The 21,119-nt window shown below is 63.9% G+C and carries 23 protein-coding genes and 1 tRNA gene; 13 read left to right on the top strand and 11 right to left on the bottom strand.

Annotated elements, in window-relative coordinates; genetic code table 11:
- Positions 1 to 41: 41 nt before the first annotated feature.
- Positions 42 to 395 carry a VOC family protein gene (locus tag KUF59_RS42855; RefSeq protein WP_212458063.1) on the bottom strand — a complete coding sequence of 118 codons (354 nt, stop codon included), beginning with the start codon at positions 393 to 395 and terminating at the stop codon, positions 42 to 44.
- A gap of 158 nt (positions 396 to 553) precedes the next feature.
- On the opposite strand from KUF59_RS42855, the gene KUF59_RS42850 reads away from it, so the two are divergent.
- Positions 554 to 630, top strand: a tRNA-Arg gene (locus KUF59_RS42850).
- A gap of 79 nt (positions 631 to 709) precedes the next feature.
- On the opposite strand, the gene acuI is transcribed toward KUF59_RS42850, so the two are convergent.
- The gene (gene acuI, locus KUF59_RS42845) at positions 710 to 1,699 is read right to left on the bottom strand and encodes an acrylyl-CoA reductase (NADPH) (protein WP_212458062.1); all 990 of its coding nucleotides are present in this window, start codon (positions 1,697 to 1,699) and stop codon (positions 710 to 712) included.
- A gap of 57 nt (positions 1,700 to 1,756) precedes the next feature.
- Positions 1,757 to 2,020 (bottom strand): tautomerase family protein, encoded by a 264-nt coding sequence (locus KUF59_RS42840; protein ID WP_212458061.1) that lies wholly within the window; start codon positions 2,018 to 2,020, stop codon positions 1,757 to 1,759.
- Positions 2,021 to 2,164: 144 nt separating this feature from the next.
- On the opposite strand from KUF59_RS42840, the gene KUF59_RS42835 reads away from it, so the two are divergent.
- Both KUF59_RS42835 and KUF59_RS42830 read left to right on the top strand, forming a co-directional pair.
- Positions 2,165 to 3,148: a GlxA family transcriptional regulator gene (locus KUF59_RS42835; RefSeq protein ID WP_212458060.1), complete on the top strand. Its 984-nt coding sequence runs from the start codon at positions 2,165 to 2,167 to the stop codon at positions 3,146 to 3,148.
- Positions 3,149 to 3,326: 178 nt separating this feature from the next.
- Positions 3,327 to 4,466 (top strand): amidohydrolase/deacetylase family metallohydrolase, encoded by a 1,140-nt coding sequence (locus KUF59_RS42830; protein ID WP_212458059.1) that lies wholly within the window; start codon positions 3,327 to 3,329, stop codon positions 4,464 to 4,466.
- Between the two features lie 241 nt (positions 4,467 to 4,707).
- On the opposite strand, the gene KUF59_RS42825 is transcribed toward KUF59_RS42830, so the two are convergent.
- Positions 4,708 to 6,318 (bottom strand): ABC transporter substrate-binding protein, encoded by a 1,611-nt coding sequence (locus KUF59_RS42825; RefSeq protein WP_212458058.1) that lies wholly within the window; start codon positions 6,316 to 6,318, stop codon positions 4,708 to 4,710.
- Positions 6,319 to 6,566: 248 nt separating this feature from the next.
- Positions 6,567 to 7,292, bottom strand: a complete 726-nt coding sequence (locus KUF59_RS42820) for an alpha/beta hydrolase (protein WP_212458057.1) — start codon at positions 7,290 to 7,292, stop codon at positions 6,567 to 6,569.
- Between the two features lie 174 nt (positions 7,293 to 7,466).
- Here KUF59_RS42820 and KUF59_RS42815 point away from each other — a divergent pair, with 174 nt between their 5' ends.
- The gene (locus KUF59_RS42815; protein WP_212458056.1) at positions 7,467 to 8,447 is read left to right on the top strand and encodes a helix-turn-helix domain-containing protein; all 981 of its coding nucleotides are present in this window, start codon (positions 7,467 to 7,469) and stop codon (positions 8,445 to 8,447) included.
- Positions 8,448 to 8,495: 48 nt separating this feature from the next.
- On the opposite strand, the gene KUF59_RS42810 is transcribed toward KUF59_RS42815, so the two are convergent.
- Genes KUF59_RS42810 through KUF59_RS42800 form a run of 3 tightly spaced genes read right to left on the bottom strand, consistent with a single transcriptional unit; the run spans position 8,496 to position 10,020 of the window.
- Positions 8,496 to 9,113, bottom strand: coding sequence for a TlpA family protein disulfide reductase (locus KUF59_RS42810; protein WP_212458055.1), 618 nt, complete (start codon positions 9,111 to 9,113; stop codon positions 8,496 to 8,498).
- A complete protein-coding gene (locus KUF59_RS42805; protein WP_212458054.1) occupies positions 9,106 to 9,570 on the bottom strand; it encodes a DsrE family protein in 465 nt (154 codons plus the stop codon). The genes KUF59_RS42810 and KUF59_RS42805 overlap by 8 nt, the downstream gene beginning before the upstream one ends.
- A 21-nt stretch (positions 9,571 to 9,591) precedes the next feature.
- On the bottom strand, positions 9,592 to 10,020 hold the full coding sequence (locus tag KUF59_RS42800) for a DoxX family protein (RefSeq protein ID WP_212458053.1): 429 nt from the start codon (positions 10,018 to 10,020) through the stop codon (positions 9,592 to 9,594).
- Positions 10,021 to 10,123: 103 nt separating this feature from the next.
- On the opposite strand from KUF59_RS42800, the gene KUF59_RS42795 reads away from it, so the two are divergent.
- Positions 10,124 to 11,008, top strand: coding sequence for a LysR family transcriptional regulator (locus tag KUF59_RS42795; protein WP_212458052.1), 885 nt, complete (start codon positions 10,124 to 10,126; stop codon positions 11,006 to 11,008).
- A 4-nt stretch (positions 11,009 to 11,012) separates the two neighbouring features.
- Here KUF59_RS42795 and KUF59_RS42790 read toward each other — a convergent pair whose 3' ends face one another.
- On the bottom strand, positions 11,013 to 12,158 hold the full coding sequence (locus KUF59_RS42790; RefSeq protein ID WP_212458051.1) for an acyl-CoA dehydrogenase family protein: 1,146 nt from the start codon (positions 12,156 to 12,158) through the stop codon (positions 11,013 to 11,015).
- 135 nt (positions 12,159 to 12,293) lie between these two features.
- Here KUF59_RS42790 and KUF59_RS42785 point away from each other — a divergent pair, with 135 nt between their 5' ends.
- Entirely contained in the window at positions 12,294 to 12,962 is a 669-nt protein-coding gene (locus KUF59_RS42785) for an alpha/beta hydrolase family protein (RefSeq protein ID WP_212458050.1), read from the top strand.
- 5 nt (positions 12,963 to 12,967) lie between these two features.
- On the opposite strand, the gene KUF59_RS42780 is transcribed toward KUF59_RS42785, so the two are convergent.
- Positions 12,968 to 13,942, bottom strand: coding sequence for a ketopantoate reductase family protein (locus tag KUF59_RS42780; protein ID WP_212458049.1), 975 nt, complete (start codon positions 13,940 to 13,942; stop codon positions 12,968 to 12,970).
- Positions 13,943 to 14,109: 167 nt separating this feature from the next.
- Here KUF59_RS42780 and KUF59_RS42775 point away from each other — a divergent pair, with 167 nt between their 5' ends.
- The 3 genes from KUF59_RS42775 to KUF59_RS42765 all read left to right on the top strand — a co-directional run bounded on the left by KUF59_RS42775 (position 14,110) and on the right by KUF59_RS42765 (position 16,576).
- Positions 14,110 to 14,913, top strand: coding sequence for an enoyl-CoA hydratase-related protein (locus tag KUF59_RS42775; protein WP_212458048.1), 804 nt, complete (start codon positions 14,110 to 14,112; stop codon positions 14,911 to 14,913).
- 96 nt (positions 14,914 to 15,009) lie between these two features.
- Complete coding sequence (locus KUF59_RS42770) at positions 15,010 to 15,861, top strand: class I SAM-dependent methyltransferase (protein ID WP_212458047.1); 852 nt, start codon at positions 15,010 to 15,012, stop codon at positions 15,859 to 15,861.
- Entirely contained in the window at positions 15,824 to 16,576 is a 753-nt protein-coding gene (locus tag KUF59_RS42765) for a cyclase family protein (protein WP_212458046.1), read from the top strand. The genes KUF59_RS42770 and KUF59_RS42765 overlap by 38 nt, the downstream gene beginning before the upstream one ends.
- A gap of 2 nt (positions 16,577 to 16,578) precedes the next feature.
- Here the strand turns inward: KUF59_RS42765 and KUF59_RS42760 are convergent, their stop codons facing one another.
- A complete protein-coding gene (locus KUF59_RS42760; RefSeq protein WP_249140271.1) occupies positions 16,579 to 16,833 on the bottom strand; it encodes a hypothetical protein in 255 nt (84 codons plus the stop codon).
- 156 nt (positions 16,834 to 16,989) lie between these two features.
- Here KUF59_RS42760 and KUF59_RS42755 point away from each other — a divergent pair, with 156 nt between their 5' ends.
- The 4 genes from KUF59_RS42755 to KUF59_RS42740 all read left to right on the top strand — a co-directional run bounded on the left by KUF59_RS42755 (position 16,990) and on the right by KUF59_RS42740 (position 21,114).
- Positions 16,990 to 18,354, top strand: coding sequence for an FAD-dependent oxidoreductase (locus tag KUF59_RS42755; RefSeq protein ID WP_212458045.1), 1,365 nt, complete (start codon positions 16,990 to 16,992; stop codon positions 18,352 to 18,354).
- Between the two features lie 41 nt (positions 18,355 to 18,395).
- Complete coding sequence (locus KUF59_RS42750; protein ID WP_212458044.1) at positions 18,396 to 19,397, top strand: ABC transporter substrate-binding protein; 1,002 nt, start codon at positions 18,396 to 18,398, stop codon at positions 19,395 to 19,397.
- Positions 19,398 to 19,523: 126 nt separating this feature from the next.
- Positions 19,524 to 20,297, top strand: a complete 774-nt coding sequence (locus tag KUF59_RS42745; RefSeq protein WP_212458043.1) for an ABC transporter ATP-binding protein — start codon at positions 19,524 to 19,526, stop codon at positions 20,295 to 20,297.
- Positions 20,290 to 21,114: an ABC transporter permease gene (locus tag KUF59_RS42740; protein ID WP_212458042.1), complete on the top strand. Its 825-nt coding sequence runs from the start codon at positions 20,290 to 20,292 to the stop codon at positions 21,112 to 21,114. The genes KUF59_RS42745 and KUF59_RS42740 overlap by 8 nt, the downstream gene beginning before the upstream one ends.
- Positions 21,115 to 21,119 lie beyond the last annotated feature (5 nt).

Below are 21,119 nucleotides of genomic sequence, written 5' to 3'. Positions count from 1 at the left end.
GCAGCAACGATCAGGAGGACGCGTGGCAAAAGCCGATCGCTTCAAGGCCGCAACGGTCGCGCGAAGCTGAGCTCGTGGCCATCGAGATCGGTGAGGTGGAAGTAGCGCTCGCCCCATTCGGCGTCGCGCGGCGTCGTGCCCGGCTGCCATCCGGCCGCCAGCGCGCGCTCGTAGAGCGCATCGACGTCGGCGACATAGAAGATGACGCGCCCCCACCAGGACCAGCGCTTGTCCGGCTGCACCGTCAGATTGAGATAGCCCGTGCCGGCGCGAAAGCTCGTGAAGGGCGAGGCTTCGCCGCCATGCAGAATCTCGAATCCCAGCGAGCGGTAGAAGTGCACGGCACGGCGCATGTCATGGGTAGCGAATGTGATGGCGCTGATGCCCTCGATCATGATGGCGGCTCCTGAGCTGAGTTCGGGACCGAGCCCATTGTACGATCGTCAAGCGCGGTTTGACGATCAGCCGGCCGGCAGATCGCGGCCGGTCTTGCGACTGGCGATCCCAATTCCGCTCTGCTATGAGGGAGCCGAACCTGTTTCGCGGGTTCCGCGGTCCCGTAGCTCAGCCGGATAGAGCGACGGTTTCCTAAACCGTAGGTCGGAAGTTCGAGTCTTCCCGGGATCGCCAATCTTGCTCGCGCCTTTGCCCCGCCATCCCGGGAGCTGCCCGCGCAGAGTTCGCCGCTCGGGTCCCAATCGTCCATGCCTCAAGCATTTACATCGATGACGGTTCGGCCCCGAATGTCGCCGGCAAGAATTCTTGTGGCCAGCTCGGTCAGTTCTGACATCGGCGCGATACTGGTCATTGCATCAAGTTTCCTGGGATCGAGATCGGCGGCAAGGCGCAACCAGGCCTCCTCTCTCGCTGCCTTCGGCGCCATCACGGAATCAATCCCCTGCAGGGCTATTCCGCGAAGCACGAACGGCAAGATAGAGGCAGGAAGATCGCGACTCGATGCCAGGCCGCAAGCGGCGATGGCACCGCCATAGGCCGTCTGTGCGAGGACGTTGGCGAGCGCATGCCCACCGATGGTATCGATCGCGCCGGCCCAACGTTCATCCTGAACGGGCGCTCCGGGAGAGCTGAGAGAGGAACGATCGATAACGGCCGACGCTCCGAGCCCCCGGAGGTAATCGTGCGTCTCGGGACGTCCGGTGGAAGCGGCCACCTTGTATCCGAGCTTGGCGAGAAGCGCGACCGCAACCGAACCGACGCCGCCCGCAGCCCCGGTGACCAGCACGTCGCGACCCGGCTTCACCCCCATCCGCTCCAGCGCGAGAACGCAAAGCATCGCGGTGTATCCGGCCGTGCCGATGGCCATCGCCTGCGTCAACGAGAAGGTATCCGGCAAGCGCACCAGCCATTCCGGCCGGACGCGCTGGAATTGCGCGTAGCCGCCCCAATGTTGTTGAGACAGGCCCCAGCCGTTGATGACGACCCGCTCTCCCGGCTTCCACTCCGGCGACGCCGATTCGACGATCGTTCCGGCGAGATCGATGCCGCCGACCATCGGCGTCTTCTGGGCAATCGGCGCGACACCGGTGAGCGCGAGCCCATCCTTGAAGTTGACGGTCGAATACGCGACCTGCACCAGGATGGGCTCATCGGGCAAGTCGGCCCGACTGATCTCCTTCAGACGACTTTCCACCTTGCCATCGATGCTATCGATGACGAATGCCTTGATCATATCGCTCATGTCTGTCGTGCCGGAATCGATCGCCGCGATGGGTGGGACGGTCGCGATTGCGCGCGGTCAGCTCTCGCCTTGCGCCGGCCGCCATCCATCGGCACCGTCCGGGCCGCGCAGCCTGGCAATCTGTTCCGCCGAATAGACATGGCCTCCCATGGACCACTGGGCCGGCTCCTGTTCATCGATCTTGACCCAGACCACCCTGCGGAATTCGGGATTGCCGCGTCCTTCGATCTCGACCATCAGGTCGGCAATTCGCTGGTGAAGGGCCAGCTTCTGCTCGGGATTCAGAATGCCTTTGATAGTCGAGATCGAAACGTAGGGCATGATCGCTCCTCAGATATCAGATGATCGTCGGTGCGCCGAACTGGCGAACCATCCCATGCAAGGTCACACGGCGGCGAACATCTTCGCAGTGGCGTATACGACAAAGTGCGGGTAATTTCCGCCACGTATTTGGAGAGCCATCACATGAAGCTTGCGGTGCTCCTGCTGGAAGGATGCATGGAATCGGCCGTGACCGGGGTCGAAGATCTCCTCGGGCTCGCCAATTTCGTCATGAGGAGGCTGGGACGAGAAACGCGCTTTCACCTCAAAAAACTGTCAATCGATGGGAAGGCGGTGCGCACGAGCAGAGGCACTCGCTTCGCCGTCGATGGCGGACTGGAGGGCGCGTCGACCTTCGATGCCATCGTGGTGCCCGGCCATCTCTCTCAGGCGATGCCTACGAGATTCAAAGAGCAGGAACTGGCGGCGGCCTCGGCCTGGCTGAAGAAGCAGCACGTCCGCGGTGCGTTGATCGGCGCCTTCTGTAGCGGCGTCTTCCTGCTCGCTCAGGCGGGCTTGCTCGGCAGACGTCGAGCCACCACGACCTGGTGGCTGCAGGATAGCCTTCGGCACGATTTCCCCGACATCGACCTTGCTCCGGATGCGGTGTTGACGACCGACGAACGTATCATCTGCTCTGCCGGACCGATGTCGTGGGTCGATCTCCTGCTGAGGCTGATCGAAATGGTCGAGGGACCGGAAGTCGCGCGCATATGTGCCGACTATGCCGTCATCGACACGGCGGACAGGACGCAGGCCGCTTACATCCCGCTGGCCTATCTCCAGAGTAGAGATCCGCTGCTGGTGAAGGCCGACGTGTTGGTTCGTCGCGCACGCAAACGACCGATGACGGTCAGTCGTCTCGCCGTCGAATTGAGGCTGAGCGAGCGCACGTTGCTCAGGCGTTTCGTGGAACTCACGGGGGCGCCGCCTCAAGACTTCATTCTGCGTCGTCGTGTCGAACGCGCCCGCACGCTTCTCACGACGACCGCGCAATCCATCAAGACGATCGCGCATTCGGTAGGCTATGAAGACGAGAGCAGCTTTCGAAAGGCGTTCCGAAAACTGACCGCTTTGACGCCACAGGAATACCGAACGCGCAGGAGCCCGCGGTCCGCACAATTCTAGATCGTGTGATGCGCTCCGTCGCCATGTCGTCGATGGTTCGACTCCGACAGGCAGTGCCTGCGGTTTGCTGGCGCAAAACTTGCTCCCGGCTTAAAACTTGCTAAAGCCAAGGCTCATCCTCGCCTGACGGCCGTTCGCCCGCCGTCGTCCTGGCCCATCGTCACACCCGGAGATCCCTATGCCTTTCGATTTGATCCTGCGCGGGGGACGCGTCGTGGACCCCTCGCAAAAGCTCGACGCGGTGACGGACGTCGCCTTTGCCGCCGGCAAGGTGGCCGCGGTCGGCAGCGGGCTCAAGGCGGATCCGGGCACGGAGGTGCGCGATGTTTCGCAATTCATCGTGACGCCCGGGCTGATCGACCTGCACACCCATGTCTATTGGGGCGGCACCTCGCTCGGCATCGATGCCGAGGAGTTTTGCCGCAAATCCGGCGTCACTACGGCGGTGGACACCGGCAGCGCCGGCCCCGGCAATTTCGCAGGCTTTCGCAAGCATGTGATCGAGCCGAGCCAGGTGCGCATCCTCGCCTATCTGCACGTCTCGCATGCCGGCATTTTTGGCTTCTCGAACCGCATCATGGTCGGCGAGAGCGAAGAATTGCGGCTGATGAATCCGGTCGATGCCGCTGAGGTGGCGGACGCCAACCGCGACCTCATCGTCGGCATCAAGGTGCGGGTCGGTCTGCACGCCTCGGGCACGTCGGGCATCGTGCCGCTCGATATCGCGCTCGAGGTCGCCGAACAGGTCGGCATGCCGCTGATGGCGCATATCGATCATCCGCCGCCGAGCTATGAGGAGGTGCTCGAGCGCCTGCGCCCGGGCGACGTGCTGACGCACGCGTTCCGGCCGTTCCCCAACACGCCCGCGACAGCGCAAGGCACGGTGAAGAAGGTGGTGCTGGAGGCGCGCGAACGCGGTGTTATCTTCGACATCGGGCACGGCAAGGGCTCGTTCGCGTTCAAGACCGCGCGCGCGATGCTGGCCAACGGTTTTTATCCCGACACCATCTCGTCCGACATCCATCTGCTCTGCATCGACGGCCCCGCCTTCGACCAGGTGACCACCATGTCGAAATTCCTCTGCATGGGCATGCCGCTGTCCGACGTGATCGCGGCCTCGACCGTCAATGCGGCGATGGCGCTGCGGCGGCCGGAGCTCGGTAGCCTCAAGCCGGGCAGCGTCGGCGACGCCACTCTGATCTCGATCAGGGAGGGCCGGTTCGATTATGTCGACGTCGTTGGCGAGCACCTGATCGGCAATCAAAAGATCGCCTCCGAAGGCGTGGTGATCGCTGGGCGCTGGTGGCATCCGAAGTAGGATCACCTCGCCCCGCTCGAAAAGTTCACCGTCGTCCCGGACAAGCGAGCGCAGCGGAGCGCAGATCCGGGACCCATAACCACAGGATTGTGTTTGACGAAGATTGGCAACTCCAATCCCGCGCCACGACTCCTCCCTGGGGATATGGGTCCCGGATCGGCGCTCACTGCGCTCGCTTGTCCGGGATGACACCGAATGTGTGGTTAACCGCTCCCCGCAAGCGGGGAGAGGGAATGCAGGCTCAATCCTTCTTCTCCACATTCCAGAACATCGGCGCCGCGGGGCCGTCGATCACGGCGGTGATCGACTTGCGCCATGCGCTCGGTGCCTGGAACTGGCCGAGCGGGACGTAGATGACCTGGTCGTAGGCTTCCTTCTGCACCTCGAGGGCGATCTTCTTCTGCTCTTCCGGTGAGGTGGCGCGGGCAAAGGCGTCGCGCAGCTCCTCGAGCTTGGGGTCCTCGGACCAGCCGAACCAGCCGCCATTCGTGCCCTTGCCGACCATCGCGCCGTTGACCAGCGGGTTCATCGAATCGGCGGCGCCCTGGTAGGTGAAGAACATGTTCCAGCCGCCTTCCTTTGGCGGCTTCTGAATCGCCCTGCGGCTGACCACGGTCTGCCAGTCCATGGCCTGAAGATCGACCTTGAAGCCGGCCTCTCGCAGGAGCTGCGCGACCACGACTGGCTGCGCTTTGAGCAAAATCTGGTCGCTCGGTGCCAGGATCACGACGGGCGTGCCGTCATAGCCGGACTCGGCCAGTGCCTTCTTGGCCTGCGCCATGCCATTGCCCTTGACCAGGGTCTCGCCGCCCTCGTCGCTGGCGAGCGGCGTGTCGCAGATGAAGAATGCGCCGCAGAGCTTGTAATATTTGGGATTGCCGATCTGCGCGTCGAGCACGTCCTTCTGGTTGATGGCGAGCAGCGCGGCGCGGCGAATCTTCACGTTGTCGAACGGCGGATGCAAAAAGTTCATCCGGCCGAACGATTGGAAGCCGAACTTGTTCAGGATGGCGACGTTGATCTCGGGATTGGACTCCAGCATTGGCAGCAGGTCGAACGGCGGCGTCTCGACGAAATCGACGTCGCCGGACTGCAGCGCGTTGAGCGCGGTCTGCGCGTCCGGCATCGTAATCCACTCGACACGGTCGACCTTGACCACCTTGCCGCCGGATGTCCACTCGGCGGGCTCCTTGCGCGGCACATAGTCGGTGTTCTTGACGTAGACGGCCTTGACGCCGGGCTGGAATTCCGCCTGCATGAACTTGAACGGGCCGGAGCCGATCTGCTCCGGAATCTGCTTGTTGATCGGGGTCTCGGCGATGCGCTTGGGCATCATGAAGGCGCAGATCGACGACGGCTTTGCGATCGTCTCCAGCACCAGTCCATAGGGCTCCTTCAGCTTGAGCACGATCGTTTTGGCGTCAGGGGCTTCGATGCTCGCTGTGAAATCCATCAGCTTGCGGGCCATGCCGTCGACGCTCGAGCCCCAGCGCTTGAGCGAGGCAACGCAATCCTCTGCCGTCACCGGCGCGCCGTCATGCCACTTCAAGCCGTCGCGCAGGATGAAGCTGTAGGTCAGCTTGTCGTCGGAGATCTTCCAGTCGGCCATCTGCGGCCGCACCTTGAAGTTGGAATCGATGCCGAGCAGCGTATCGTAGACCATATAGGCATGATGGCGGGTGATGATCGCCGTCGTGAAGCCGGGATCGGTGATGCGAAGGTCCGACTGCATCACGACATTGAGGGTCTTGCCACCGCTTGCGGCGAACGCGGGCCCCATCCGGGAGAGAGCGACGGCCGACGGCGCAACGGCAGCAAGCTTGAGAAGTTTCCGGCGTGAAACGTGATGCATTCGCAAGGCTCCTGACTTGACGCGAACGGGACCAGACGGTGACCGATGATCGGCCACAGCGTACGGCCCGGTGCAACAAGCTGCAATACAAGCGTTGCTCCGCCAGGCCGATTTCGTTGTCGCAAGCAAGCGCTGTGCCGCGTCGCGCATCGGATCAAACATGCGTCTTGTTGCGTCAGGTTGCGTCGCTTTTTTTCAAATCCAGCGAGCGCCCCTCAACACTCTTCGGGCCGTCGTCCTTAAGTCCCTCAGTCGCGCCCCGCCTCCATGATCGCCTTGGCGAGCCGTACGGGATCCGAGAAGCACAGCTCGTGGCTGCCGCTCACCTGCACCAGGCGGAACAGGCCGAGCTTCTCCGACAGCCGGGGATGCCAGGGATAGCCGTGCGGCAGTGCGGTATCCTCGGTGCAGTTGATGTAGGATTTTGCGATCTGCATCTCGGCCGGATTGGTCTTCAGCGCAATCTTGTCGCTGAAGGTCTTGAGCGGATGCGGGTTGAGGATGTCGTAGGCCTTTTGCGCCAGTTCGAGATCGGCGTCGTTGATGAAGGCCTCGCGCCAGATCGGGAAGGGCAGCACCACCGAGCCGTCGCCGCGCTCGGCGGCGATCATGTCGAACAGCCCGACATATTGCGGCGGCACCATGTCGTTGAGGCACTCGCCATTGTTGGGCACGAAGGCGTTCCAGTAGACCAGACGCCGGATGCGCTCGGGCACGAGATCGGCGACGCCCGTGATCACCATGCCGCCATAGGAATGGCCGAGCAGGATTACGTCCTTCAGATCGTTCTCGGCGAGATAGTCGGCGATCGACTGGATCGCCTCCTTCAGGCCGGTCGTCTTGGCATCACCGGGCCGGTTGCCCCTGATGGTCGGCAGGTAAACCTGATGGCCGGCGGCGCGAATCGGCGCGGCGACGGGCTCGAGCTCCGCACCCGTATGCCAGGCGCCGTGGACGAGGACGTAGGTCGACATATTGTGGCTCCCTCCGAGGAATGCTTAGATCGGCATGGTTAGATAAGGCCCGCAAGGGCCTTGCCGGGCTTGCCGACTGGACGTCGGTCATTGTCTTTGTTGCAGCCATATTGAACCCATCGGCGGTCCGGGCGCTTGTCTGGCGCTGAACCGGATTGGTCTCGGAGCGAACTGATGGAGCAGGTCAATGTTGGAAGCCGGCCGCGCCACTTCATCTGGGATACCGGGGAAACGAAGCCTGCCGAGCAGTTCTCCTATTATCGCGAGGCGATCTGCCAGGCGTTCATGAACCTGACGCCGGAATCGGCGACGACCTCGCGCTTCCCGGCCAAGGTCGAAACCATCAGGCTGGGCGCGGGCGCGATCAACCGCGTGGTGTTTCCCGAGCATACGGTCAACCGCTCGCGTGCCGATATCTCGGCCTCGACCGAGAGCTGCTTCTATCTCAACTTCAAGCTCGCGGGGCGCTGCCGCATGGTGCAGGGCGGCCGCGACGTCAGCCTGTCGCGCGGCCAGGTCGGCATCTGCGATAGCGATCGCGAGGTGACGCTGCTGCACGATCGCGGGCCGACGCTGGAGGTCGCCTCGTTCTGGGTGCCGTCACGCGCGCTGCGCGACCGGCTGCCGCCGTCATTTGATTTCGGGGTCGAGCGCGTCTCCGACGATCCCTTTGTCGGCCACCTCATCGTCGAGACGGCACGCGCGCTCAACGCCGGCGCGCTGCGAATGACGGAGGAGGAGGCCGTCGGCCTGTTCGGCGTGCTGCTCGACCTCGTCGCGCTCAGCCTGTCCCGCCGCAGCCGCGCGCAAACGGCGGAGGCCGCCGGTTTTGCCGATGCCACTGCGCTGGCGCTGCGCCGCGCCGTGCATGAGCGGCTCTCCGAACAGGGGCTGACGGTCTCGGCCGTCGCAGCCGCGGTCGGCATCAGCGAGCGCTACGTCCACAAGCTGTTCGAGCGCGCCGGCACGACGTTCTCCGACTATGTCATGGGTCGTCGCCTTGACGGTGCGGCACGCGACCTCAACGACCCCGCCAAGACCGACCGCGCCATCGGCGCCATCGCCTTCGATTGGGGCTTTTCCGACCTCTCGCATTTCACCCGGCGCTTCAAGCAGCGTTTTGGCTGCCGGCCCAGGGACTGGCGAGGGCGGTGAGGCGAACTGGCCGCGCTCCCTCGCCCCGTTTCTTACGGGGCCTCGCAGTCACCCGGCCTGCTCGCGATAGAATTGCAGCAACCGTGCCCCTGAGGGCGATAGCCAGTCGGCCGCGCCGGTGATGTAGCCCTCGATGCGACTGCTCGTTCCGATGAGATAAGTGATGGGCATGCCGGTCAGCTTGAAGACCGCCTCGGGCGATCTGTTCGGATCGGCCGCAATTCCGTAAGCGTCGATGTAACAGCTCAAGTTGGGCGCGGTCACGCCGCCGAGATACGCGCGGATTTTTCGGACGTCCTTTATGTCCGTGCAGATCGCAAGAACGTCGAGCCCCTCGGGCTGCGATCGCGCGAGGCTTGCGATGACCGGCAAATCCAGCCGGCAGGCCGCGCACCATGTCGCCCAGAAATTGATGACGGTCACGCGTCCCGGCTTCGCCGTCAGCATAACGTCTTTGCCATGCAGGTCCTGTAGCCGAAGCGGTGGCATCGGTGTGCGCGGCCGCACGATCGTGAACTGGCTGCGGCCGGTCTCGAATACCGGTGGCCAGGACGGATCGCCGCCCTGCGCACGGCTTGCGCGGAACGACACAAGAAGTGCGGGCGCTGCCAGCAGGATCGACCGCCTGGAAGGCGTTCGCCCATCGTGGCGGGACTCCTCACGCATGGATATAGGCCCAGCCCTTGAGTTGGAGATCGACCACACGTCCGATGCCGAAGGGGACGAGGTTGGCGCCTGATATCAGCGGAATTGAGATGTGCTCCTTGGCTTCCGCAATCGTCTTCGACGATGCGCACATGCTGTAGGCGAGGTTCGGCACGGCTTGCCGCAACGTCGCGAGCGGTTCTGCGAGCGGAGTCTTGTCCGCCCGGAACACTTCGATGCCCTTACCGTTGGCGACGACCTCGATCTGGAGCTTCGCGCCCTTCTCGGCAAAGTGCTTTGCGAGATTGGCCGAATAGCTGATCGCATGTCCCATGACGTAGGGCTCGTTGCTGTCGATGAGGATCACGACACCATCGACGAGACGATCTTCCTTCGCCGCGGCGCCGGAGGCGGCTGCGGTGAAAATCGAGGCGCCCGCGACCAATCCTCGGCGGGACAATCTGTTGGAGGGGATCATCGTCGCTGGCGCCGATTCACGTCAGAACTGCCGCGCAGCAATCGGCGCCTTCCGGCTGCGTCCCCAAAACACGAAGACGGCGAGGACGAGCAGGACGAGGTTGAGCGGCGTGACCGGGGCCTCGCCGCGCGAGAGATGGAAGACGAGCGCGATGACCTGCAACGTCGCGCAGCCGAGCGCAGCCAGCACCGTCAGCCGCGGCAGGATCCGCGTCAGCGCCGGCAGCAGAATGCCGATCCCGCCGGCGAGATCGATCAGCCCGATGACTCGCACGAAGGCTTCGGAATACTGCCCCGCCCACGGCATCATGGCGGCAAGCTGCGGAATCGGCGTGGTCAGCTTGACCAGCCCGGCCGAGGTGAAGACGAAAAAGATCAGGGCCTGCGCGATCCACAGGCCGATGCGGAGGGCGCGGCCCGGGGTGGGGTTTTCGATGGCGGCGATCGACATGGCGGTTCTCCAAACATTGAGGGTTACCGCCATTTGATAGTTTCATCATATTTGATCATTATGCGTTTCGGGATGGGTTCCTTTCTTGGATGTTGATGATCTGATGGACTCGCTGGTCAGCATGAGGGTGTTTTGTCTGGTCGCCGAGCTCAGAAGCTTTGCGGCCGCGGCGGAGCGCCTGCGCATCTCGCCCGCCATGGCGAGCAAGCACGTGATGCAGCTCGAGAAGCGGCTGGGCACGCGGCTGCTGAACCGGACCAGCCGGCGCGTCAGCCTCAGCGAAAGCGGTACCCTCTATTTCGAGCAGGCGCGCCAGATGCTCGAGTCGCTCGATGAAGTCGAAGCCGCCGTCAGCAGGGCGACCGTCGTTCCGCGCGGCATGTTGCGCCTCACCGCGCCGGTGTGGATGGCGAATCCGATGTTCGCGCGGATCCTGGCGGACTATCAGGCTCGATATCCGGAGGTGACACTGGACATCGATCTCAGCGGGCGGCTGGTCAATCTGGTCGAGGAAGGATTTGACCTCGCCCTGCGCGCGACGGGTTCGCCCGATGAATCGTTGATCGCGCGTCCCATCACCACGGTCGCGTTCCACATGGTCGCCGCGCCCGCTTATCTCGATCACGCCGGTCGGCCGGCGAAACTTGCCGATCTCTCCAACCACGCCTTGCTGCACTATGCGCTGTATCCGGGCGAGAGCTTCTCCTTCGCGGGCGAGCGCGGTGTCGAGACCATCAAGTTGAATCCAGTGTTGCGCAGCGCCAATGAAACGCTGCTTCACATGGCGGCGCTGGAAGGCATGGGCCTCGCCTTTCTGCCGAAATGGCTGATCGCCGACGACATCGCTGCTGGCCGGCTCGTCCACGTTCTGTCTGATCAAGTCGTCTTCGAAGGACGCTTGTTTGCGGTCTATCCCAGCCGCAAATATCTCTCCGCCAAGGTCAGGACGTTCATCGACTTCATCGTCGCCGACAAGCGGATGAGATAGCGGCTCACAGCGACCTTGCGATCAGCAGCTTCATGATCTCGTTCGTCCCGCCATAGATCTTCTGGATACGGGAATCGATGAACATGCGCGAGATCGGGTATTCCTGCATGTAGCCGTAGCCGCCGAAGAGCTGGAGGCATTCGTCGGCGGTCTCGACCTGCTTTTCCGAGCACCAGTATTTCGCCATCGACGCGGTGACGGTGTCGAGGTCCTTTTCGATCAGGCGTTCGATGCACCAGTCGACGAAGACGCGTGCGATCGTCGCTTCGGTCTTGCGCTCGGCGAGCTTGAAGGCGGTGTTCTGAAAATCCATCAGCGGCTTGCCGAAGGCTTTGCGCTCCTTGGTGTAGTCGGCCGTGAGCTTGACCGCGCGCTCCATCGAGGCGACGGCGCCGACCGCAAGCGCCAGGCGCTCCTGCGGCAGTTGCTGCATCAACTGCACAAAGCCCTGGCCCTCTTCCGTGCCGAGCAGGTTTTCCGGCGGCACGGTGACATTGTCGAAAAACAATTCCGACGTGTCTGAGGCGTGCAGGCCGATCTTGTCGAGGTTGCGCCCGCGCTTGTAACCATCGGCGCCTGCAGTCTCGACCACGATCAGCGAGATGCCTTTTGCGCCGGCATCGCCAGTGCGGGCGACGACGATGACGAGGTCCGCGGCCTGGCCGTTGGTGATAAACGTCTTCTGGCCGTTGATGACGTAGGAATTGCCCTGCTTCCTGGCTGTGGTCTTGACGCTTTGCAGGTCCGAGCCGGTGCCGGGCTCGGTCATGGCGATGGCGCCGACCATCTCGCCCGACACCATTTTTGGCAGCCAGCGCTTCTTCTGTTCCTCCGAGCCGTAGTTGAGGATGTAGTGGGCGACGATGGCGCTGTGCACGGAGACGCCGGTGGTGAGCTCCGGCACCGTGCTTTCGAGGTCTTCCAGCACCGCGGCGTCGTAGGCGAAGGTTGCGCCCAGGCCGCCATATTCCTCCGGCACGCTCGCCAGCAGCGCGCCCATCTCGCCGAGCCCGCGCCAGGCGAAGCGATCGACCATCTTCTGCTCGCGCCATTTCTCCGCATGGGGCGCCAGGTCCTTGGCGAGATACTTTCGGAACTGGTCGCGGAAGACGTCGAGCTCTTCGGTCATCCAGGAGGAGCGGTAGGACATGGAAACCCCGGTCGTTGCTGCAATTTGCGTTGGTAAGCCAGCTTAAGCCGGCAATTATTGTGTTTTCAGGCTGCGCCGGTAAGGCTACCAAAGCAACCGGATTTGCAAGGCTCAGGGTGAGTGATTTTGACCGCCATGACGACAGAGCTCAAGATCGACATCGAGCGCATCGGCACGGTCTCCGCCATCCTGATGGAGCCGGCCAATGCGCGCGCCTGCTACGTGCTCGCGCATGGCGCCGGCGCCAACATGAGGCATTCCTTCGTGGAGAAGGCGGCGGCCGGCCTCGCGGCGCGCGGCATCGCGACGCTGCGCTACAACTTTCCCTACATGGAGAAGAAGCGGGGGCGGCCGGATACGCCGGCCGTCGCCCACGCCGCCGTCCGCGCGGCGGTGGCGGAGGCGGCGCGGCAATGCGCGGGGCTGAAGCTCATCGCCGGCGGAAAATCCTTTGGTGGACGCATGACCTCGCAGGCACAGGCCAAGGCGCAGCTAGCCGGCGTGAAGGGGCTCGCCTTCCTCGGCTTCCCCCTGCATGCGGCTGACAAGCCGTCGATCGAGCGCGCCGATCATTTGGCTGAGGTCGGCATCCCCATGCTGTTCATCCAGGGCGATCGCGACAAGCTCGCCGATCTCGACCACCTCAAGCCGGTGATCGCTGGTCTCGCAGCGAAAGCAAGGCTACATGTGATCGCCGGCGGCGATCACTCCTTCGCGGTTTTGCGGAAATCAGGGCGCAGCAATGACGAGGCGCTGACAGAGGTGCTGGATACTCTCGCGGCATGGATCGACAAGCTCGCCTGAGCCGCTCAGCCCGCGTAAAGCCCCTTGTCGCGTGCCTTCTGGATCGCAAGCGCGGCCATCAAATCGAGCGTCGGTGTCGACAGGCGCGCGGCGCGGGCAAAGGCGGCCGGCGCCTTCACCAGCACGTCGATCTCCATGGCGCGGCCAAGCTCAAAGTCCTGGAGCAGCGACGGCTTGTGGTTCGGTGCGGGACCGCTGCGCGTGACGCGCTTGACCTCGGGGATGTAGTGCTGCGCGATCTCGTTCGCTTCATCCAGCAAACGCGGGATGACGTTGCCGAAGGTGGCATCGTCGCGCACGGCGCGCGCGGTCAGTCCGGTCAGCAGGCACAGCACCGACAGCGACATGTTGGTCAGCAGCTTTGACCAGATCGCCTCGCGAATATCGGAGATCGGCGGGGATTCGAGCCTGGCGTCGCTGAGCGCGGCGCGCAGCTCGGCAATGCGCTCGCTGGCGCGGTCGTCGCATTCGCCGATCACCAGCCGGTTGCGATCCGGCGTCAGGTTCTGCACCACACCGGGTTCGACGATCTCGTTGGAGGAGAAGATCACCCCGCCGATGATCCGCCCGCGCGGGATCGCGGCGCGCAGGCGTCCGCCTGGATCGAGGAAGGCAAGGTCGGGCGGCGCCGGATGCCGCTGCGGCAGGCCGATATTGTACCACCAGGGAATGCCGTTCTGTGCGAACACGATGCCGGTGTTCTCACCCAGCAGCGGCGCGATGCCGCTGACGAGACCCTGAAGACCGGTTGCCTTCAGCGTAGAGATCACGACGTCCTGAGGGCCGAGCTTGGCGGGATCCCCGGATGCGCGCACCTTGGCGGAGCACTCGGCGTCGCCGACGCGCAGCTTGAGCCCGTTGGCCTGGACCGCCTCCAGATGCGCCCCGCGCATCACGCAGGATACGTCATGGCCGGCGCGCGCCAGCCGCACCGCAAGATGGCTGCCGACGGCGCCCGCGCCGAAAATGCAAATGCGCATGGTGTGACGTCCCGTCCGAGGAAAAATCCCTGCCTTCGCCCGGCGCCAGCATGGCACAAGCCGCCATGCGATGGGCGCGACCGTCCCCACCGGAAAGATATGGATCAAGGCTCCGCGGTCTCGGTCATAGTGCGGCCCACAACGAACGAGCCATCGAGAGGAACGCCATGTCGGAAAACCCCGTCCTGTGGAGCCTTGACGAGCGCGGGGTCGCGACCGTCACGTTGAACCGCCCGGAGGTCAACAACGCCTATGACGGTGCGTTGGTTGCCGGTGTGCTCGCGGCGATGGACGAATTGGGGACCAAGCCGAACTTGCGGGTCGTCGTGCTCCGGGGCAACGGCAAGCATTTTCAGGCTGGCGCCGATCTCAAATGGATCAATTCGGTGCGGCCGCAATCGGCGGAGGAGAACGAGGCGGCCTCGCGCGCCACCTTTGAGGCCGTGCAGCGGCTCAACACGCTGCCCCTCCCGACCGTGGCGCTGGTGCAGGGCGGCTGCTTTGGCGGCGGCACCGGCGTGATCTCGGCCTGCGACATCGTGATCGCGGCCGACAACGCGCTGTTCTCGATTACCGAGGTGCGCTGGGGCCTGACGGCCGCGATCATCATCCCGCAGCTCGTCGATGCCATCGGCATCCGCCAGGTCCGCCGCTACGCGCTGACCGGCGAGCGCTTTGGCGCCGAGGATGCGCGCCGCATCGGCCTCGTGCATGACGTCGTGCCGCTGGCCGAGCTCGAGGCAGCCGGTGCGAGAACCGTCGAGCTGTTGCTGGCCAACGGGCCGGAGGCGCTGGCCGAAACCAAGCGCCTTGCGCGGGAAAGTTCGTTCGGCGGCATGGGCGTCGATGATGCCGCCTACGCGCGGCTCGTCCGCCTGCATTCGCTGAAACGCCAGAGCGCGGAAGCGGCGGAGGGGCTGGCGTCCTTCGCCGAGAAACGCGCGGCGAAATGGGGTGGCGGCAAGGCCTGAGGGCTGTCTTGTTGCAGCCTCTGTCCTCGTCTGGAAGCGAACCGGCAGACATGCTTGAATGCCGCAGTGGCCGCTGCTCCCAGGAAAGAGCTTCTGATGAGCTTTGAACCCGAAGCAATCCGTGCCTTCGAGCATGCCGGCTGGCAACGTTCTGCTGCGGGCTATGGCGATAGCTTCGCGCATGCGACGGCGCCTTTCATCCGGCCGTTGCTCGACGCTGCTGAATTCTTCCTTGGCGAGCAAGTGCTTGATGTCGCGTGTGGCCCGGGCCAGCTCGCGGCGGCCGCTGCAGCACGGGGTGCGATCGCGCATGGATTGGACTTTTCCGCAGCGATGGTCGACGTCGCACGAAACACGCATCCTGAAATCGTCGTGACTGAAGGTGACGCAGAAGATCTGCCGTATCCCGACAATATGTTTCATGCTGCCATATCAGGTTTTGGTATCCACCACGTACCTCGGCCGCAAGTCGCGCTTGCCGAATGCAGACGCGTGCTGAAGCCCGGTGCGCGGGTCGCTTTCACGGTATGGGCTACACCCGATGAGAACATTGCCTGGTCGCTCGTGTTCGACGCGGTAGCACGGCACGGCAATCGCTCGGCCACGGATGCGCCACCGTCGGGAGCACTTAACCGGCCCGAGCTTTGCCTGCGCGTCCTCGAGGCAGCCGAATTTACGGACTGCTCCGCCGAGCTGGTTCGGGCTGAATGGCTCCTGCCGAGCGCCAAAGGGCTCGTTGCAGCGCTTTCGGCCGGTACGGTGCGGATGGCGGCGCTGATAGCGGCGCAAGAGCCAGCAGCGCTGCCGGCGATCATAAACCACATCGCTGGTCAGGCCGAACGCTTCCGTCGTAACGGTCATCTTGCAATTCCAATTGCCGCAGTGTTGGCCCGTGGCCGGAAGTCCACTGATGGGGGGAACGAAGATGTGCGAAAGCCCAACTGCTAAAGGTCGCACTGGTTGGCGCGGCTGGTTGGAGGTCCCGTCGAGGACAATTCAAAAGACTGATCAGAAATGGATCGATCTCACCCATCCGTTTTCAACGTCGGTGCCGCGTTCCGCAATGTTTCCCCCGCCGAAATTTTCATATTTTGCGCAAATGCCGGAACGACCTCTCAATGTCACCCATATGGAAACCATCGTCCACATGGGTACTCACGTTGATGCCCCAAGGCACTTCTATGTCGATGGTCCAGGAATGGACGAAATTCCACTTGAGCGCATGACGGGCGAAGGGGTCGTCATTCGCCTCGAAAAAGCAGTCAACGAAGCGATCGATGTCGACGATCTTGCGGCTGCGAAACCGGGAATCGAACCCGGCGATATCGTCGCCATCGACACAGGCTGGAGTGGACGCTGGGGAACGCCCGAGTGGAACAGGCATCCATATCTTTCACTCGACGCCGCCCAATGGCTGGTCGATCAGAAGGTCAAGCTGGTTGCGGTCGACACCGCCACGCCGGATCTTCCGCATGATCTGCGCCCAGAGGATTTTCAATTTCCGGTCCACTGTATGCTCCTCAGGGACGGCGTCCTGATCTCGGAGCAGATCGCCAATCTTCAGAAATTAGCGGGGCGACGCGTGGAATTTCTGTTTTGCCCACTGTCGATTGAAGGTTGCGATGGAGCGCCTGCCCGCGTCCTCGCTCGCGCATTCTCGTAGGTTCAGCAGCCGCGGCAGATGCCGTTGATGCTGCGATAGACAATCTCGTCGTCGCGGCGCATCTGCTGCAGCTGTTCGATCGTCTTGCTCTCGCGGGTCGGCTGCGGCTTGCGCTTGGCCGCGAGCTCGTCCTCCTGCCGCTTGTAGCAGGCTTCGCGATCGCCCTTGGCCTGGATGAAGCGGCAATTCTGCTCGATCGCCGCGGCGGGGGCGACGGAGATCATCAGGGCAACGAATGTGTGCAGAGCGTATTTCAAGAGCGTCAATCCGTGTCGCCTGATCCGGCCCCCGTTCTCGCAGGTCCGCATATCCCGAGCAACAGCCATGTTATGGAGCAGATGCGCCCGCCAGGGGCTTTACATTGCCGATGCCTTTGACGAGATAGCGAAAACCCAATCGCCGGGGATGTCGTCGTGCCGCAAAAATCAATCCAGGAACCCGCCCGCGAGGTGCCGCTCTACGGCGAATATGAAGTGGCCGTGCTCGGCGGCGGGCCGGCCGGTATCGCGGCCGCGGCGACCGCGGCGCGGGCAGGCAAGCGCACGCTGCTGATCGAGCGTTACGGTTTCCTCGGCGGCATGGGCACGGCCGCCGGCGTCACCAACTTTTGCGGGCTGCATGGCAACGTCCACGGCGAACATCACCGGCTGGTGCAGGGTATCGCCTCCGAGCTTCTGGCCCGGATCGACCGGCTCGACGGCTTGAACAAGCCGCATCTCATCCTCGGCAAGGTCTTTGCGCAGGCCTATGACACCGCGGCCTACAAGATCGCGGCCGACGATCTGCTCGCGACCCACAAGGTCGACATCCTCTTCCATGCGCTCGGCGCCGGCGTCGTCATGACCGACGAACGCCGGATCGACGCGCTCATGGTCGAGACCAAGGCGGGCCGCCGCGCCGTGAGCGCCGGAATTTTCATCGATTGCTCCGGCGACGGCGATCTCGCCGCCTGGGCCGGCGTGCCCTTCGAGGTCGGCGATGAAGACGGTCATCCGCTGTACCCCTCGATGATGCTGCGCCTCAACGGCATCGACCCCGTGAGGGCGGGCGACGCCTGGCGGACCATTCCGCAATTGATGGAGCAGGCGACCGCTGCCGGGACGCATCGCTTTCCTCGCAAGAGCGCGATCGTGCGGCCGCAGCGCTCGGGCATCGAGTGGCGGGTGAATTTCACGCAAGTCGCGCGCGAGGACGGCCACGCCATCAACGGCATCGAGCCCGATGATCTCACCCGCGGCGAGATCGAGGGCCGCAAGCAGGCGCTCGCCGCCTTCGAATTTTTGCGTACCGTGCCTGGCTTTGAAAAGTCGTACATCGTCGATCTGCCGCCGCAGCTTGGCATTCGCGAAACGCGGCGCATCAAGGGCGGCTACCAGCTCAGCGGCGAGGACGTGCTCGGCTGCGCCTCGTTCGACGATTCCATCGGCGTCAACGGCTGGCCGATCGAGGCCCACGTACCGGGCGACGTCGTCTTCACCTTCCCGCCGATCCCGGAATCGCGCGGCTACAACGAATTGCCGTATCGCATGCTGGTGCCGGAGGGCATAGACAATCTCCTGGTCGCCGGACGCTGCGCCTCCATGACCCATGAGGGCCAGTCGGCGGCGCGGGTGTCGGGCGCCTGCTTCGTGATGGGGGAGGCGGCCGGTTCCGCCGCTTCATTGGCGCTGGCCGGCAACCGGATGCCGCGTGACATCGCGGTCGAAAAGTTGCAGGAAGCATTGAGACAACAGGGTGCCTTCATCGGGCGGGGCCAGGCCGTGCCCCAGGGGCTCTAAAAGACGACAGGCTGTAAGAGACGACAGACGGAGGATAGCGGATGGGTTGGGTTGCGCGGTTCGCGCTTGCGGGCCTGATGGCGCTCACGATTGGTGCAGCGAAAGCCGAGGACGCACTAAAGGCCAAGATCGGCGTGCTGCGGCTATCATCGTCGGCGCCGGTCTTCATCGCACAGGACAAGGGGTATTTTCGCGACGCCGGCCTCGACATCGAGCTGAAGTTCTTCGACGCGGCGCAGCCGATCGCGGTCGCCGTCACCTCCGGCGACGTCGATTTCGGCATCACCGCCTTCACTGCCGGCCTTTATAATCTTGCCGGCAAGGGCACGCTAAAAGTGATCGGCGGCATGAGCCGCGAGAAGGCCGGCTATCCCCTGATCGGCTATTTTGCCAGCAACAACGCCTATGCCGCAGGCTTGAAGACGCCAAAAGATCTTGCCGGAAAGCGGGTGGCGATGACGCAGGTCGGCTCCAGCTTCCATTATTCGCTGGGACTGCTCGCCGACAAATACGGTTTCAAGCTCGCCGACGTGAAGATCGTGCCGCTGCAATCACTGTCGAACGCATCAGCCGCGCTCAAGGGCGAGACGGTCGATGCCGCGCTTCTGCCGATCTCCACCGCGCGAAAGCTGATGGGCGAGGGCGGCGCGAAGTTTTTGGGCTGGGTCGGTGACGAGACGCCCTGGCAGCTCGGCGCGGTGTTCGCCTCGCCAAAGACGCTCACCAACAAGGCGCTGGTGACAAAGCTGCTCGGCGCGCTCGCCAAGGCGGATCGCGAATATCACGACGTCATCCTTGCGTCGATGAAGGACGGTGTCGCCTCGATCAACGACAAGACAAAACCGCTGCTCGAGATCATCGCAAAATACACCAACCTGCCGGTCGAGCAGGTGGTCGGCAATTGCGCCTATATCGACCCCGACGGCAAGCTGGACGTGAAGAACGTCGACAACCAGATCAAATGGCTGCAGGAGCAGGGCTTTGCCGACAAGGGCTTTGACGCGGATGCGATCATCGCGAAGGAATATGTGAAGGCGGATTGATGCTGCTCGTCATAGCCGGGCTTGTCCCGGCCATCCACGCGCCGCCACAAGCGAGGAAAGACGTGGATGCCCGGGACAAGCCCGGGCATGACGACCAAACGAAGTTCGGAGCAAGACGACGTACCAATGGACCTGATCGCCGACCATATCAGCCATCGCTTCGGCGAACTCGCCGTGCTCGACGACGTGTCGTTCACGGTGGGCAGCGGCGAGGTGGTGGCGATCGTCGGGCCGTCGGGCTGCGGCAAGAGCACGCTGCTGTCGATCCTCGGCGGGCTGTTGCAGCCGACGTCGGGCGCGGCCGAGCTGCGCGGCGCGCCGCCGGCCGACAGCCTCAATCCGCTTACTTTTGTGTTCCAGGATTTTGCGCTGCTGCCTTGGGCGAACGTGGAAGAGAACGTCGAATTCCCGCTGCTGCATACGCAGCTCTCGGCCGCGGCGCGCCGCGCGCAGGTCGATGATGCCCTGCGCCGCACCGGGCTCACCGATTTTCGCAAAGCGCATCCAAAACAGCTCTCCGGCGGCATGCGACAACGCGTCGGGATTTCGCGGGCGCTCGCGGTCAAGCCTGCGATCCTCCTGATGGACGAACCGCTGTCGGCGCTGGACTCGCAGACCCGCGAACTGCTGATGGAAGACTTCGTCCGCCTGCTCGCCGATGGCGCGATGGGCGCGGCCTATGTCACGCATAATCTGGAAGAAGCCGTGCGGCTTGCCGACCGCATCGTCGTGCTGTCGCGCCGGCCCGGTCGCATTCGCGAAGTGGTCTCGATCTCCATGACGCGGGCCGAGCGCGGCGAGGCTGCCGCACGCGGCAAAATGCTCGACCTGCAGAACCAGCTGTGGTCGTTGATCCGCACCGAGGCGATCGATGCCGAGCGCGAGGTCCAGCATGCTTGACCGCGCGGCACAGACCGGGACGCCGAAAGACGCTGCGACACGGCGCGTCCGTTTCCGCGGCGCGGGTTTCGTGCCGGCGTCGAGCCGCTTTGGCGGCTGGATCGGGCTCGCGCTTGTCATCGCGGTCTGGCAGCTCGCGGGCAGCCTGCGCTGGGTCAATCCGCTGTTCCTGCCGGCGCCCTCGGCGATTGCGAAGGCGATCTACGAGCTCGCGATCTCCGGCGCGCTCTGGCAGCACGTGTCGGTATCGCTGCTGCGCATCGGCGCCGGCTGGCTGCTCGGGACCGCGGCCGGGGTCGCGGTCGGATTTGCCATTGGCTTGTCGCGCGTCGCGCGCAGCGTCGGCATCACCTTCATCTCGGCGCTGTTCCCGATTCCGAAAATCGCGCTGCTGCCGCTGCTCATTCTCTGGCTCGGCATCGGCGAAGAGCCGAAGGTCGCGACCATCGCGCTCGGCGTGTTCTTCTCTACCGCGATCTCGGTCTATAGCGGTGTCGATGCGGTGCCGCGCAATCTCATCCGCATGGCGCAGAGTTTCAACGTGCCGTTTGCGACCATCGTGCGGAAGGTGATCTGGCCCGGCGCGCTGCCCTCGATCCTCGCCGGCTTCCGCATCACGGCGTCAGTCGCGCTGCTGCTCGTCGTCAGCGCCGAGATGATCGGCGCGCAATACGGCATCGGCGCCTTCGTGCTGCAGGCCGGCAATCTCATGCAGACGGATCAGCTTTTGGCGGGCGTGGTGATTTTGTCGGTGTTCGGGCTCGCGGTTGGCAAGGTGATCAACTGGCTGGAGACGCGGTTGTTGCACTGGCGGTAGCCGCA

This window comes from Bradyrhizobium arachidis (assembly GCF_024758505.1).
GTDB lineage: Bacteria > Pseudomonadota > Alphaproteobacteria > Rhizobiales > Xanthobacteraceae > Bradyrhizobium > Bradyrhizobium manausense_C.
The sequence above is the reverse complement of the archived record's forward strand: the minus strand, read 5'-3'. Positions and strand labels throughout refer to the sequence as shown.

Excerpts from the sequence above, each read along its gene's own strand:
- KUF59_RS42790 (WP_212458051.1), bottom strand. The coding sequence starts at position 12,158 with ATGTCCTACCGCTCCTCCTGGATGACCGAAGAGCTCGACGTCTTCCGC.
- KUF59_RS42775 (WP_212458048.1), top strand. The coding sequence starts at position 14,110 with ATGTCGGAAAACCCCGTCCTGTGGAGCCTTGACGAGCGCGGGGTCGCG.
- KUF59_RS42830 (WP_212458059.1), top strand. The coding sequence starts at position 3,327 with ATGCCTTTCGATTTGATCCTGCGCGGGGGACGCGTCGTGGACCCCTCG.
- KUF59_RS42800 (WP_212458053.1), bottom strand. The coding sequence starts at position 10,020 with ATGTCGATCGCCGCCATCGAAAACCCCACCCCGGGCCGCGCCCTCCGC.
- KUF59_RS42835 (WP_212458060.1), top strand. The coding sequence starts at position 2,165 with ATGAAGCTTGCGGTGCTCCTGCTGGAAGGATGCATGGAATCGGCCGTG.
- KUF59_RS42820 (WP_212458057.1), bottom strand. The coding sequence starts at position 7,292 with ATGTCGACCTACGTCCTCGTCCACGGCGCCTGGCATACGGGTGCGGAG.
- KUF59_RS42780 (WP_212458049.1), bottom strand. The coding sequence starts at position 13,942 with ATGCGCATTTGCATTTTCGGCGCGGGCGCCGTCGGCAGCCATCTTGCG.
- KUF59_RS42785 (WP_212458050.1), top strand. The coding sequence starts at position 12,294 with ATGACGACAGAGCTCAAGATCGACATCGAGCGCATCGGCACGGTCTCC.
- KUF59_RS42825 (WP_212458058.1), bottom strand. The coding sequence starts at position 6,318 with ATGCATCACGTTTCACGCCGGAAACTTCTCAAGCTTGCTGCCGTTGCG.
- KUF59_RS42745 (WP_212458043.1), top strand. The coding sequence starts at position 19,524 with ATGGACCTGATCGCCGACCATATCAGCCATCGCTTCGGCGAACTCGCC.
- KUF59_RS42795 (WP_212458052.1), top strand. The coding sequence starts at position 10,124 with ATGGACTCGCTGGTCAGCATGAGGGTGTTTTGTCTGGTCGCCGAGCTC.
- KUF59_RS42740 (WP_212458042.1), top strand. The coding sequence starts at position 20,290 with ATGCTTGACCGCGCGGCACAGACCGGGACGCCGAAAGACGCTGCGACA.
- KUF59_RS42765 (WP_212458046.1), top strand. The coding sequence starts at position 15,824 with ATGGGGGGAACGAAGATGTGCGAAAGCCCAACTGCTAAAGGTCGCACT.
- KUF59_RS42810 (WP_212458055.1), bottom strand. The coding sequence starts at position 9,113 with ATGCGTGAGGAGTCCCGCCACGATGGGCGAACGCCTTCCAGGCGGTCG.
- KUF59_RS42805 (WP_212458054.1), bottom strand. The coding sequence starts at position 9,570 with ATGATCCCCTCCAACAGATTGTCCCGCCGAGGATTGGTCGCGGGCGCC.
- KUF59_RS42855 (WP_212458063.1), bottom strand. The coding sequence starts at position 395 with ATGATCGAGGGCATCAGCGCCATCACATTCGCTACCCATGACATGCGC.
- acuI (WP_212458062.1), bottom strand. The coding sequence starts at position 1,699 with ATGAGCGATATGATCAAGGCATTCGTCATCGATAGCATCGATGGCAAG.
- KUF59_RS42840 (WP_212458061.1), bottom strand. The coding sequence starts at position 2,020 with ATGCCCTACGTTTCGATCTCGACTATCAAAGGCATTCTGAATCCCGAG.
- KUF59_RS42815 (WP_212458056.1), top strand. The coding sequence starts at position 7,467 with ATGGAGCAGGTCAATGTTGGAAGCCGGCCGCGCCACTTCATCTGGGAT.
- KUF59_RS42770 (WP_212458047.1), top strand. The coding sequence starts at position 15,010 with ATGAGCTTTGAACCCGAAGCAATCCGTGCCTTCGAGCATGCCGGCTGG.
- KUF59_RS42750 (WP_212458044.1), top strand. The coding sequence starts at position 18,396 with ATGGGTTGGGTTGCGCGGTTCGCGCTTGCGGGCCTGATGGCGCTCACG.